The organism is Kineococcus sp. G2 (genome assembly GCF_037154035.1).
Lineage (GTDB): Bacteria > Actinomycetota > Actinomycetes > Actinomycetales > Kineococcaceae > Kineococcus.
This window is the reverse complement of record NZ_JBBBEM010000068.1, coordinates 27,559-40,145: the sequence shown is the minus strand read 5'-3', so window position 1 is coordinate 40,145 and position 12,587 is coordinate 27,559. Positions and strand designations below refer to the sequence as shown.

General features: G+C 76.7%; 12 protein-coding genes. 3 read left to right on the top strand and 9 right to left on the bottom strand.

The window, feature by feature from the left end; genetic code table 11:
- The first annotated feature begins 21 nt into the window (after positions 1-21).
- A complete protein-coding gene (locus tag V9U69_RS11080; RefSeq protein ID WP_337061875.1) occupies positions 22-432 on the top strand; it encodes a MarR family winged helix-turn-helix transcriptional regulator in 411 nt (136 codons plus the stop codon).
- On the opposite strand, the gene V9U69_RS11075 is transcribed toward V9U69_RS11080, so the two are convergent.
- The 4 genes from V9U69_RS11075 to hisN all read right to left on the bottom strand — a co-directional run bounded on the left by V9U69_RS11075 (position 372) and on the right by hisN (position 4,269).
- A complete protein-coding gene (locus V9U69_RS11075) occupies positions 372-1,058 on the bottom strand; it encodes a SemiSWEET family transporter (RefSeq protein WP_337061874.1) in 687 nt (228 codons plus the stop codon). The two genes, V9U69_RS11080 and V9U69_RS11075, sit on opposite strands and share 61 nt — an antisense overlap.
- A 154-nt stretch (positions 1,059-1,212) precedes the next feature.
- Positions 1,213-2,394: a mechanosensitive ion channel family protein gene (locus V9U69_RS11070; protein WP_337061873.1), complete on the bottom strand. Its 1,182-nt coding sequence runs from the start codon at positions 2,392-2,394 to the stop codon at positions 1,213-1,215.
- A 191-nt stretch (positions 2,395-2,585) separates the two neighbouring features.
- A complete protein-coding gene (locus V9U69_RS11065; RefSeq protein WP_337061872.1) occupies positions 2,586-3,392 on the bottom strand; it encodes a CPBP family intramembrane glutamic endopeptidase in 807 nt (268 codons plus the stop codon).
- A gap of 10 nt (positions 3,393-3,402) precedes the next feature.
- Positions 3,403-4,269 (bottom strand): histidinol-phosphatase, encoded by an 867-nt coding sequence (gene hisN / locus V9U69_RS11060; RefSeq protein ID WP_337061871.1) that lies wholly within the window; start codon positions 4,267-4,269, stop codon positions 3,403-3,405.
- Between the two features lie 149 nt (positions 4,270-4,418).
- Here hisN and V9U69_RS11055 point away from each other — a divergent pair, with 149 nt between their 5' ends.
- Positions 4,419-5,123 (top strand): vitamin K epoxide reductase family protein, encoded by a 705-nt coding sequence (locus V9U69_RS11055; protein ID WP_337061870.1) that lies wholly within the window; start codon positions 4,419-4,421, stop codon positions 5,121-5,123.
- Between the two features lie 228 nt (positions 5,124-5,351).
- Here the strand turns inward: V9U69_RS11055 and V9U69_RS11050 are convergent, their stop codons facing one another.
- From V9U69_RS11050 to V9U69_RS11030, 5 genes are all read right to left on the bottom strand, one after another.
- A complete protein-coding gene (locus V9U69_RS11050; RefSeq protein ID WP_337061869.1) occupies positions 5,352-6,440 on the bottom strand; it encodes an AI-2E family transporter in 1,089 nt (362 codons plus the stop codon).
- 285 nt (positions 6,441-6,725) lie between these two features.
- On the bottom strand, positions 6,726-8,249 hold the full coding sequence (locus V9U69_RS11045) for a molybdopterin-dependent oxidoreductase (RefSeq protein ID WP_337061868.1): 1,524 nt from the start codon (positions 8,247-8,249) through the stop codon (positions 6,726-6,728).
- A gap of 404 nt (positions 8,250-8,653) precedes the next feature.
- Positions 8,654-9,721: a ribosome small subunit-dependent GTPase A gene (gene rsgA, locus V9U69_RS11040; RefSeq protein ID WP_337061867.1), complete on the bottom strand. Its 1,068-nt coding sequence runs from the start codon at positions 9,719-9,721 to the stop codon at positions 8,654-8,656.
- A gap of 25 nt (positions 9,722-9,746) precedes the next feature.
- Complete coding sequence (gene aroA / locus V9U69_RS11035; protein WP_442907732.1) at positions 9,747-11,042, bottom strand: 3-phosphoshikimate 1-carboxyvinyltransferase; 1,296 nt, start codon at positions 11,040-11,042, stop codon at positions 9,747-9,749.
- Between the two features lie 136 nt (positions 11,043-11,178).
- Entirely contained in the window at positions 11,179-11,646 is a 468-nt protein-coding gene (locus V9U69_RS11030; RefSeq protein WP_337061865.1) for a DoxX family protein, read from the bottom strand.
- Positions 11,647-11,756: 110 nt separating this feature from the next.
- Here V9U69_RS11030 and V9U69_RS11025 point away from each other — a divergent pair, with 110 nt between their 5' ends.
- A complete protein-coding gene (locus V9U69_RS11025) occupies positions 11,757-12,566 on the top strand; it encodes an SOS response-associated peptidase (protein WP_337061864.1) in 810 nt (269 codons plus the stop codon).
- Positions 12,567-12,587: the final 21 nt, after the last annotated feature.

Sequence of the window (12,587 nt, the reverse complement as noted above, 5' to 3'; positions counted from 1 at the left end):
CCCCTGCGGACGGAGCCCCGCGTGAGCGCATCGGACCTGCTGAGGACCCTGCGGCTGGCCGCGCTGGCGGAGGACCGCCTCGCCGGGGCCCTGCGCGAGCACGGCCTGACGGTGGACCGCTGGCGGGTGCTGGAGCACGTGGTGGCGAACCCGGGGGCCTCGATGTCGGACGTCGCCGACGCGCTGGTGATGGCCCCGGCCACCGCGACCCGCGCCGCCGACGCCCTCGTGGAGACCGGTGCGGTGTACCGGGCGACCGATCCCGCCGACCGCCGCAGGGTGGTGCTGCACCCCACCGCCACCGGTGCCGCGCTGCTCGACGGGGTGCGCCCGTCGGCGGCGGCCGTGGCGTCGGAGCTGGTGGTCGCCCCTCAGGCGGCCAGCGCCACCCCCGGTCGCGCCAGCGCGACGAGCGGACGCACCAGCAGCTGACCCGGCAGGCCGAAGCGGCCCGCGTGCAGGGCCCGCACCACGTGGCGCGGGGGCAGGCGGCGGGAGAGGACCACGCCGGCGAGCAGGGCCGAGACCAGCGAGCACACGACGACGGAGGGCTGCCCGGTCGCCGCGCCGTACACGGTCCACAGGGCGCCCGACACCTGGGTGAGCACGTAGGTGCCCGGTGCCAGGCCGGCCAGCGAGCCGCTGCCGAAGGCGGTGCGCACCTGCGGGACCATCCGCACCAGGGAGACGGCCGTGGCCAGAGCCCCGACGAGGGTGGCGCCGCCGGCCAGGTGGGCCGCGACGACCAGGGGCGTCCAGGCGGCCACCGCGGCCAGGCCCCGGGACAGCGGCACGCCCAGGCGGCGGGCGGCCAGCACGGCGGTGGCGGCGGCGCAGGTCAGGCCGGGCACGTTCGCGACGATCTGCGCGGCGTCCAGCAGCAGCAGGCCGTAGGTCAGCCAGGTGCCCGCGCCGAGCACGCCGAGGACCGAGGAGGAGAAGGACAGCCCGCTGGCGTCGGGGGAGCGCAGGAGGCGGACGAGCTGGGGGACACCGGTGACGATGCCGACGGCGGCGGCGAGCAGGCCGAGCGAGGAGACGAGGGCGTCGAGGGGCACGTGCCTGTTCTTCGCCCGGGACACCGTTCCCCTTGACCGAAGACCCCCCTCGCGCTGATGTGTGTTGCGTCACAGTGTCATCGACTCGTTGCACTCGTCTGGTAGGCGGTCGCGCAGCGGTTCACGAACGGTTCACGAGCGGTCCCGGAGCCGGTCAACGCTGCGAGCGGTCCCGCTCCACGGCCACGCCGTCCATCCACTCGCCGGTGGACCTCTGCGGCTGGCCCTGCACGCCCTCCCGGGCCCCCGCGCGGGCGGCTTGCCGCGGCAGCTCGGCGCCGCCGCCGGGCTCGACGCGCACCCTGGGCAGCGCCTCGGGGTGCTCGCGCTGCAGGAACGCCACCAGCTCCTCGCGCACCGCGCACCGCAGGTCGAACAGCTGCCCGCCGGAGTTCGCGCTCACCAGCGCCCTGACCCTCACGAACGAGTTCGTCGCGTCCAGCACCTGCAGGCCGAAGGCCTTGCCGTTCCACAGCGGGTGCTCGTGCACGAACCGCTCCGCGTGCGCACGCAACCGGTCCACCGGCACGCGCCAGTCCACGTCGAGCTCCACGGTGCCGAGGACGTCGGCGGAGCTGCGCGTCCAGTTCTCGAACGGGGTGGTCGTGAAGTACGTCGAGGGCAGGATCAGCCGGCGCTGGTCCCACACCCGCACCACCACGTACGTCAGCGTGATGTCCTCGATGTTGCCCCACTCGCCCTCGATGACGACGACGTCGTCGACGCGCAGGCCGTCGGTGAAGGCGATCTGCAGGCCCGCGAACACGTTCGCCAGCGACGTCTGCGCCGCCAGGCCCGCCACCACCGACAGCAGACCGGCCGAGGCCAGCACGCTCGCGCCCGCCGCCCGCGCCCCGGGGATCGTCAGCAGCATGGACGCGGCCGCGATCACGATGATGAGCGCGACGACGACCCGCTTCAGCAGCGTGACCTGCGTGCGGCGCTGGCGCGCGCGCCGGTTGTCCTCCACGTCGATGGGGTACCGGCGCAGCACCACGTCCTGCACGGCGTTCGCGGCGACGATCGTCAGCCACGCCACGAACGCCACCGTGAACAGCTTCAGCACGAAGAAGGTGGGCCGTTGCCAGTCCGCGGCCCCGGTGTAGATGTCCAGCGAGACCTGTACGGCGATGATGGCCAGCAGCCCGGCCAGCGGTCTGCGCACCCGGCGGCCGAGCGTGACGAGGATGGGGCGGCGGCGGCCCAGCCGGCGCACCGCGAACGCGGCCAGCTCGCCGAGCACGACGGCGACGGCGGCGGAGGCGGCGGCCACGGCGAGCGTCAGCCACACGGAGTGGCTGATCGAGGGGAGGGCTGAGCTGAGCGACGAGGGCACTGCGGGCGGCTCCTGCGGATGGGGTGCGGGGACGTCGGCGTCCGTCGGACCCCCTCCACGCTAGGTCAGTCCGCCACCGGCGGCAGCGCCGGGGCGCGTCGGGCGCCCATCCGCACCGACCCCTCACATCCCCTCACCCGTCCGGACCAGCACCGGCCGCGCAGCGTGCGGTGGCGCTCACGGGGTGGGGCTCACCCGGGCAGCCAGCTCACCCGCCCCACCAGCAGCGCGTACCCGACGAAGGCCGCCACGTCGATCAGGGTGTGCGCCACCACCAGGGGCATCGCCCGCCCCCAGCGCTGGTACACCCAGCCGAACACCAGCCCCATCGCCACGTTGCCGACGAACCCGCCCAGCCCCTGGTACAGGTGGTACGAGCCGCGCAGCACCGCGCTGACCACCAGCGCCGGCAGCCACCGCACCCCCAGCTGCGCCAGCCGGTGCAGCAGGTACCCGGCGACCAGCACCTCCTCCAGGATCCCGTTCTCCGCGGCCGCCAGCACCGAGATCGGCACCGCCCACCACACGTCCGGCAACGTCGACGCCGCGACGTTGGTGTTGAACCCCGCGGTGCGGGCGCTCACGTACAGCACCAGCCCGCACCCGCCGATCAGCGCCGCCAGGCCCACCCCGCCCAGCAGGTCCGCGCCCGGCCTGCGCCCGTCCACGCCCAGCGTGCGCAGCGACTCCCGCCCGCGCGCCAGCAGGTACGCCACCAGCAGCACCGGCGCCAGGCCGGAGGCGACCGAGACGAGCTGCAGCGCCAGGTCCAGCCACGGCCGGTCCGGGGCGTAGCTGCCCAGCACCGTCGACGTCTGCGCGTTCAGCGCCTCCGGTGCCGTCACCAGCCCGATGAAGCGCACCAGGGCCCGCACCCCGCTCATGCCGAGCGAGACGGCGAAGACGGCGACGACCTCCCAGACGATCAGCCGCCGCTCGCGCGGGTCGGTGACGACCGCGGGCACCGCGGCGCGCGTGCCGGCCGGACGTGTCCTCACCAGCGGCTCCTCAGGCGGTGGTCGGCTGCTCGGGCGCGGGCTGCTCCGGGGCCGGCACGCCCAGGTGCGCCAGCGCGGCGGCGTGCAGGTGCCCGTTGCTGGCGACGGCGTCGCCGCCGTGCGGGCCGTCCACCCCGGCGCGGGAGGTGAAGCGCCCGCCCGCCTCGGTGACGATCGGCACCAGCGCGGCCATGTCGTGCAGCGCCAGCTCCGGCTCGGCGGCCACGTCGACCGCCCCCTCCGCGAGCAGCATGTAGGACCAGAAGTCGCCGAAGGCGCGGGTGCGCCACACCTGCCGGGTCAGCGCCAGGAAGCCGTCCAGGCCGCCGCGCTCCTCCCAGCCGCCCAGCGAGGAGTAGGAGAGCGACGCGTCCGCCAGGTCGGTGACGCCGCTGACGGAGATGCGGGTCGCCGAGGACAGGCTGCGGCCCGTCCACGCCCCCGAGCCCGTCGCCGCCCACCACCGCCGCTGCAGCGCCGGCGCGGACACCAGACCCACCACCGGCTCGCCGTCGTCCAGCAGGGCGATGAGCGTCGCCCACACCGGCACCCCCCGCACGAAGTTCTTCGTGCCGTCGATCGGGTCCACCACCCACTGCCGGGAGCCGCGCCCCACCAGGCCGAACTCCTCGCCGAGCACCGCGTCGCGCGGGCGGGTGCGCTTGAGCTGGGAGCGGATCAGCTCCTCCGCCGAGCGGTCGGCGTCCGTCACCGGCGTCAGGTCCGGCTTCGTCTCCACCGCGAGGTCCTGCGCCCGGAAGCGGTCCATCGTCACGCCGTCCACCTGGTCGGCGATCACGTGCGCCAGGCGCAGGTCGTCGTCGTAGCGGGGCCGGGTCGCCGGGGTCGGCGCGGGGGAGGAGGAGGTGGGGGGCACGGGCCGAACCTACCGCCGTGCCCGTCCCCGCCCCGGGACGACGGGCCGGGACCTCCGGCCCGTCCAGCGCGCTCCCAGGTGCGCCGAGGATGCTGTGAGGACGCCCGGCACCGGCCGGGCGCCGACCGGACGAGCACCCACGACCACCGATGAGCAGCGACGAGCACGGAGGAGCGATGGCCGGCAGCACCGCGGCGGCGCAGCAGCGCCGGGGCGAGCCCGACGACCAGTACGAGCACGGCGATGAGCGGCACCTGTCGCACCTGCCGGTCTCCCCCCGCGCGCGGGGCCTGCTGCTCGCCCTGGGCGGCGCGATCGGCCTCCTGGCCTCCACGGTCCTCACCGTCGACCGCTTCCGGCTGGCCGCCGACCCCGGCTACCGGCCCAGCTGCGACGTCAACCCGTTCATCTCCTGCGGGACGGTGATGACCAGCCCCCAGGCGGAGCTGTTCGGCTTCCCCAACCCGCTGCTCGGCGTCGCGGCCTTCGCGGTGTGCGCGACGCTGGGGGTGCTGCTGCTGTCGGGCACCGCGCTGCCGCGGTGGGTGGAGCGCGGTCTGCTGGCGGGCCTGGCGCTGGGGATGGTGTTCGTCGGCTGGCTGGTCGCCGCGGCCCTGTTCACCATCCACGCCCTGTGCCCGTACTGCATGGTCGTGTGGGTGGTGGTGACCGCCACGTTCTGGGTCTCGCTGGCCGACGCCCTGGACCGCGGGCTGCTCCCCGTGCCCGCGCGGGCGCGGCCCGTGGCGCGCGCGGTCGTGGACTACCGGGTGCTGCTGATCGTGCTGAGCCTCGCCGCGATCGCCGTGCTGGTCGGCGTCGCCTTCTGGGACTACTGGGCCACGCTGCTCTGACGCCCCGTCCGCTGCCGGCACCCACCACCGACTGGCGGTGGCCGTAGCCGGACCCCGCGGCCGTCACCGAGACGGCGACCGGCGGGGTGCTCCTGGTGCTGCAGCGGCACGCCTTCCTCGTCGCGCTGGCCGGGCTCCTGGTCCACCAGCAGGTCCTGAGGGGCGCCCAGCGCCGGCAGGTCGGACGTCACCGGCCGCTCGTCGGCTCGAGCGGTGGGCGGGGACCCGCTACGTCGTCGCCGGACCCGCACCCGGCCCGGCAGCGGGCTCCTCGGCGTGCGAGCCACCGTCGTCCGGCGCGACGCCCCGGCCCTCGTCCCCGTCCCGCAGCTCGCCCGACTCCGGCGGCCGCAGGAACTCGAACACCTGGTGCAGCACCGCGACCAGGGGGACGGCGACGACGGCGCCGGGGATGCCCAGCAGGAGGTAGCCGCAGGTGACGGCGAGCAGGGTGACCACCGGGTGCAGGTGGACCGCGCGACCCATCAGCAGCGGTTGCAGCAGGTTGCCCTCCACCTGCTGCACCACGAGGACGATGCCGAGGGCGATCAGCGCGTCCGTCCAGCCGTTCGTGACGAGGGTGACCAGGACCGCGACCACGCCGCTCACGGTGGCACCCAGCACGGGGATGAACGCGCCGACGAAGGTCAGCACCGTCAGCGACAGCCAGAGCGGGACACCGAGCACGAGGAGGCCCCCGCCGATCAGCACGGCGTCGACCAGGGCGACCGCGGCCGCTCCCACGACCCAGCCCTCCAGGGTGGTGAACGCGGTGCGGCCGGCGCCGTCCGTGCGGCCGCGGTGCCGCTCGGGGACCCGGTCGAGCAGCCAGCGCCACATCGCCGGGCCGTCCTTGAGGAGGAAGAACACCGTGAACAGCGCGAGGGCGACCGCGGTCAGCACGTCGAGGAGGATCTGCGCGGCGGCGACCGGGCTCGGGACGGCGCTGGACACGACGCCGACGACCCGGTCGCGCAGACGGCCCACCTGCGCGGGGTCCAGCGACAGCGGCGGTGAGGTGAGCCACGCGCGGACCTGGTCGATCCCCGAGGTCAGGGTGGGCACCAGCTCGAAGCTGAGGCTGCGCACGCGGGTCCCGATCAGGACGCCGACCCCGACGAGGACGGACACGAGCAGCAGGAGGGCGATGGCCGCCGCGCCCCCCGGGCGCACCCCCCAGCCGCGCAGGCGCGTCACCAGCGGCCGCAGGAGGGCGGTGAGGAGCAGCGCGATCGCGAGCGTGAAGGCGACCAGCGACAGGCTCATCAGCGCAGTGGTCACCAGCCACGCGAGCGCGACGACGACGAGCGCGGTCACGCCCCACAGGAGCGTGCGGGAGGCCCAGGTGGGCAGGGGGACGCGTGCGGGAGGGGTCGCCGGTGCGGGACGGCGAGCAGACGGAGGTGTCACGGGAGCTCCTGACCGGGTGGGGGGTGCTGCCGGGCCGGCGGGGTGGGCCGGGCGGCGGCGGGGCCGCTCGGCACGGCCCGACAGGACCCTGCCCACCGACCCCGGTGCTCTCACCCCGGAGGCGCTCCCGCGGCGGTTTCGTCACGGGAACGCCACACGCGCCCGGCGGTGTCCCGCGCGCGGCAGCGGCGGTCAGACGACCTCGACGGTGATCGTGTGCCGCCCGGACGCGCCGTCGGGCGCCACCGGCGTGCGCTCGTCGGTCTGCACCTCACCCGCGCCGTCGGTGGCGCGCACGGCGAGGACGTGCGTTCCCGGGGTCGCGTCCCAGGGCAGCACCCACTGCCGCCAGCAGTCCACGTCCAGGCGCGCCGCCAGCTCCGCCTCCTGCCACGGCCCGTCGTCCACGCGCACCTCGACGCGCTCGATCCCGCGCGTCGGCGCCCAGGCGACGCCCGCCACCGGCGTGCGGCCGGCGGCGACGGCGGCGCCCCGGCGGGGGACGTCGATCCGCGACTGCGTCTTCACCGGCCCGTCCTTCGCCCACCCCCTCGGGATCCAGTACCCGTCGACGTCGTCCCAGCCGGTGAGCTCGATCTCCGAGAGCCACTTCGTGGCCGAGACGTACCCGTAGAGACCGGGCACCACCAGGCGCGCGGGGAAGCCGTGCTCGGCCGGCAACGGCTCGCCGTTCATGGCGACCGCGACCATCGACTCGGCGACGTCCAGGGCGGTCAGCGTCGGGAAGCCGGCGGAGAAGCCGTCCACCGACCGGCCGACGAGCTGCGTCGCCCCCTCCTGGAGACCGGCGCGCTCGAGCAGGGCGCGCAGCGGCACGCCCTGCCACCGGGCGTTGCCGACGAGCCCGCCGCCGACCTCGTTCGAGACGCAGGAGAGGGTGACGTCCGCCTCGAGCTGGGGCATCTCCAGGAGCTCGGCGTAGGTGAGCGTGAACGGCTCGTCCACGAGGCCGGTGATGCTCAGCGTCCACGCGGAGGCGTCGACCTGCGGCACGGTGAGCGCCGTGTCGATCCGGTAGAAGTCCTCGTTCGGCACGAACAGCGGGGTGAGGCCGGCGATCTCGAGGTCCGCGTCCGGCGGTACGGGCGGGGCCGGTACCGCGGGGGCGGGGAGGCGGATCGCGCGCCGGAGCCGGTCGACCTGTTCGCGGCCCACCAGCAGGCGGCCGCTCACCGCCCCGACCAGCGCCAGCGCGGCGGAGCCCGCCGCGAGGGAGAGGAACCGCCCGCGGGTCACGCCGCCGGCCGCGGGCCCGTCCACGCGCGCGCCCGCGCGCACGAGCAGCAGGAGGGCGGTGACGCCGGTCGCCGCCCCCAGCACGCCGACCACGACCGGGCCGAGCACACCCGCGCGCGGGTCGCCCAGGGCGGCGGCGACGCCCAGCCCGACGAGCAGCACGACGCCGGCGGCGGCCGGTGCCGGGCGACGCCGGGCCAGCAGCCCGAGCCCGGCGCCGATGAGCGCCACGAGGACCAGGACGGTCGTGACCAGGACGGGCTTGTCCGCCGTCCCGAGGGCCGCGATCGCCGAGCGCTCCAGCCAGCCGGGGGCGCTGTCGACGACGGCATCACCCACGGCCAGCACCAGGGAGCGGCTGCCGGGCAGCAGCCCGGCCGCCAGCTCGGCGACCCTCAGGGCCGCCGCGGCGGCGAGGACGCCCGCGGCGGCGGCGCGCCCCCTGCTGGTCCTGCTCATGCTGCGGCCCTCCGTCGTGCGTGCGGGTGCCGACACCGTCTCCCGCACGGGCGACCCGGACCAGCGAGGACCTCCCCTCCTGCCCGATCGTCACGACATCGTCATCGGGCGCTCGCGGGAGGCCGACCGCCCAGCGGGTGGCACCTCCGCAGTCGCGGCACCGTCGAGGACCAGCCGCCCGGGCGCGTGCTCGCCGTGGCCGGGCCCAGCGGTGCGCGGTCGCGCTGGGCGCAGCGCTCGACGGTGGGTTCAGGAGACGTGGGAGTGCTCAGCGGCCCGGGCGATCGGCCGGTCCCGTTCGACGATCAGCCGGCCCGGCTCCAGGCGTGCTCCAGGCGTCAGCAGCCCGGCTCAGGCGCGCAGGTCGCACTCACCCGACCAACGTCCGTCCCCGGGCAGTGCACCTAGACGTCCTCGCGGTCGCGGGCGCGCGGCCGCTCGTCCTCGCGCTCCTCGCCGCGCCGGGCGGCCAGCAACCGCCGGAACGAGGCCAGCCGCACGGGGCCCGCGCTGCCGGCGTGACCGGCGGCCACCCACGCGTCCAGCGCGCACTCCGCCTCGTCGTGCGTGCACCCGCGCGGGCACTCCCGCTCGCCCGGCAGCAGGTCCGGGAAGGCGTTCAGCACCGCCTCCGGGTCCACGTGCGCCAGCCCGAACGAGCGCACCCCCGGGGTGTCGACCACCCAGCCGTCACCACCGGGCAGGCGCAGCGCCGCCATCGAGGTGGAGGTGTGCCGGCCGCGGCCGGTGACGGCGTTGACGTGCCCCGTGGCGCGCCCGGCGTCCGGCACGAGCGCGTTGACGAGCGTGGACTTGCCCACCCCCGAGTGCCCCACGAGCACGCTGGTGCGCCCGCGCAGCCGCTCGAGCACCTGCTCCAGGCCCGTCAGCTCCCCGCCGGGGCCGCGGGAGGTCACCACCGCGTCCAGGCCCAGCGGCGCCCACGTGCTCAGCACCTCCTGCGCCGGGCGCAGGTCGCCCTTCGTCAGGCACAGCAGCGGGCGCATGCCCGCCACGTACGCCGCCACCAGGCAGCGGTCCACCATCCGCGCGCGCGGCTCCGGGTCCGCCACCGCCGTGACCACCACCAGCTGGTCGGCGTTGGCGACGACGACGCGCTCCACCGGGTCGGTGTCGTCGGCGGTGCGCCGCAGCACCGTGCGGCGCTCCTCGATGCGCACGATCCGCGCCAGGGTGTCGGTGCGCCCGGACGTGTCGCCCACCAGGCCCACCCGGTCGCCGACGACGACACCGGTGCGGCCCAGCTCGCGCGCGCGCATCGCCGTCACCGCGCGCTCCGCGGGCGTGCCAGGCTCGGCCAGGCAGGTGGAGCGGCCGCGGTCCACCGCCACCACCAGCGCGGGCACCGCGTCCGCGTGGGCGGGGCGCTCCTTGGTGCGCGGGCGCGAGCCGCGCGGGTTGGGCCGGACGCGGACGTCGTCCTCGTCCCAGCGGCGGCGGCGGTCGCTCACGTCAGCCTCACCTGCGCACCCGTCCTCACTCGCCCCGGAGCATGGCCGTCCACATGCCGGGGAAGTCCGGCAGCGTCTTGCCGGTGGTGGCGACGTCCTCCACGAGCACGCCCTCCACGGCCAGCCCGATCACGGCCCCGGCGGTGGCCATCCGGTGGTCGGCGTAGGTGCGGAACACCCCGCCGTGCAGCGGGCGGGGCCGGATGAGCAGCCCGTCGGCGGTCTCCTCCGCGTCCCCGCCCAGGGAGTTCAGCTCGGTGGCCAGGGCGGCGAGGCGGTCGGTCTCGTGCCCGCGCAGGTGCGCGATGCCGCGCAGCCGCGTCGGGGTGGACGCCAGCGCCGCCAGCGCCGCGATCACGGGCGCGAGCTCACCGGCCTCGCTCAGGTCCAGGTCCAGGCCGTACAGCTCGCCGCTGCCCTCCACCACGAGGCCGTCGCGGTCCAGGGACACCTCGGCGCCCATCTGGTCCAGCACGTCGCGCAGCAGGTCGCCGGCCTGGGTGGTCGACTGCGGCCAGCCCGGCACCCGCACCCGCCCACCGGCGACGGCCGCCGCGGCCAGGAACGGGCCGGCGTTGGACAGGTCCGGCTCCACCTGCACGTCCAGCGCGTTGACCTCGCCCGCCTCGACGGCCCAGCGGCCCGGGGTGGCGTCGTCGACGACGACGCCCGCGTCCCGCAGCACCTCCACCGTCATCCGCACGTGCGGCGCGCTGGGCAGCGGCGGGCCGTCGTGCACGACCTCCAGCCCCTCGGCGCAGCGCGCCCCCACCAGCAGCAGCGCGGAGACGAACTGGCTGGAGCCGGAGGCGTCGATGCGCACCGAGCCGCCGCGCAGGCCGCCGGCGGGCCCGCGCACGCTGAACGGCAGCAGGCCCCGCCCGCCGTCGTCGACGACGGCGCCCAGCTGGCGCAGGCCGTCCAGCACCGCGCCCATGGGGCGCTCGCGGGCGCGCGGGTCGCCGTCGAACGCCACCGGCTCGGCGGCCAGCGCGGCCACCGGCGGCAGGAAGCGCATGACGGTGCCGGCCAGGCCGCAGTCCACCCGGCCGCCCCCGGTGACCGGCCCGGGGTGCACCAGCCAGTCGCCGGCCGCCAGGCCCTCCGGGTCGTCCTCGGCGCCGCCCTCGGTGATCCGGGCGCCCAGCGCGCGCAGACCGGCCACCATGAGGGTCGTGTCGCGCGAGATCAGCGGGGCGCGCAGCAGGGAGGGGCGTTCGGCGAGCGCGGCCACCACGAGGTAGCGGTTCGTCAGCGACTTCGAGCCGGGCACGGCGACCACGGCGTCCAGCGGGCCGGCCGCGCGGGGCGCGGGCCACAGCTCGGGCGAGGGCCGGTTCGGTCGTGACGGGGGGACGGCGTCGGCTGTCGTCGGGCTCACGCGGGCATCCTCGCAGCAACCCCCGACGGTCCTCGACCCGCGGGCCGGGACCGCCGGGGGCGGGCAGCTGCGGCGCTCAGGCGACCTTCGCGGCCGCCAGGCGCTTCGCGTCGCGGCCGGCGCGGCCCGCGCGCCAGGCCAGGCCCGGCTTGCCGGCGGTGTCGACCGACCCGAGCAGCGCCGCGCCCAGCAGGCCGACGTCCTTGAGGAAGTCGCCCAGGACCTCCTGGCGCACCGCGCGGTCCTTCTCCGTCCAGAACGGGTGCGCGACGTACGCGGTGGGCGCGGTGGTCGCCGCCAGCACGGCGGCCGACAGCCGCGGGGCGCGGCCCAGGCCGAAGAGCACGCCGGCGGCGGCCATGGCGGCCCCGTTCAGGCGCACCAGCTGCACCGGGTCCTGCGGCAGGTGCAGCGGCCCGGCGACCCGCTCGGCGACCGGCTCGGCGGCCGGGGCGAGGTCGGCGGCGCCGCGCACCTGGTCGATGCCGGTCTTGATGAAGACCGCGGCGAGCATCGGTCGGGCCACACGTCGCACCAGAGTCATGGGAGTTGCCTACCGCACCCGCGGCGCGGGCGCACCCGCCGGGGTGGTGCTCCGGACCGTGCCGGGGCCGCGCCGGGGCCGTGTCGGGGCCGCGTGCCAGGGTGGCACCCGTGTGCGGTCGGTACGCCCTGCGGCGGGACGTGGACGAGCTGGTGGCGGAGTTCGAGGTCGAGGAGGTGGCCCTGGGCCCCGGCGGGTTCGTCCCGTCCTCGAACGTGGCGCCGACCAGCAGCCCGCCGGTGGTCCTGGAGCGCTTCCGCAAGGGGGAGCCCGACGCCCCGCCGGCCCGTTCGCTGCGCTCGCTGCGCTGGGGGCTGGTCCCGTCCTGGGCGAAGGACGCCTCCGGCGGCCCGCGGGCGCTGAACGCCCGCGCCGAGACGCTGCTGGAGAAGCCGTCCTTCGCGCAGGCCGCGCTGGCCCGCCGCTGCCTGGTGCCGGCCGACGCCTGGTACGAGTGGCAGGTCAGCCCCGTGGCGCGGGACGAGGCGGGGAAGCCGCGCAAGCAGCCCTTCGCGGTGCGGGCCGCGGACGGCTCGGTGCTGTCGCTCGCGGGCGTCTACGAGTTCTGGCAGGACCCGGCGAAGGCGCCCGGCGACCCCGCCCGCTGGCTGGTGACCTTCGCGGTGGTCACCGCCGCCGCCGAGCCCGGCCTGGACCGGCTGCACGAGCGGATGCCGCTGCTCGTCCCGCGGGACCTGCGCGACGCCTGGCTGGACCCCACCCTCGACGACGCCGACGACGTCACCGCCCTGCTGGCCGCGGTGCCGCGCGACGGGTTCGCCACCTCCCTGACCGCGCACCCGGTGCCGCGCGCGGTGGGCGACGTGCGCCAGGACGGCCCGCACCTGCTCGAGGAGGTGCCCGAGACCGAGCTCGAGGGGGTCGTGGACCTGCGCACCGGGCAGCTCACCGGGGCGTGAACCGCGGCGCGCGGCGGATGG

Bases quoted from the DNA above. Each gene is read 5' to 3' on its own strand.
- V9U69_RS11055 (WP_337061870.1), top strand. From the start codon at position 4,419: ATGAGCAGCGACGAGCACGGAGGAGCGATGGCCGGCAGCACCGCGGCG.
- V9U69_RS11030 (WP_337061865.1), bottom strand. From the start codon at position 11,646: ATGACTCTGGTGCGACGTGTGGCCCGACCGATGCTCGCCGCGGTCTTC.
- V9U69_RS11045 (WP_337061868.1), bottom strand. From the start codon at position 8,249: ATGAGCAGGACCAGCAGGGGGCGCGCCGCCGCCGCGGGCGTCCTCGCC.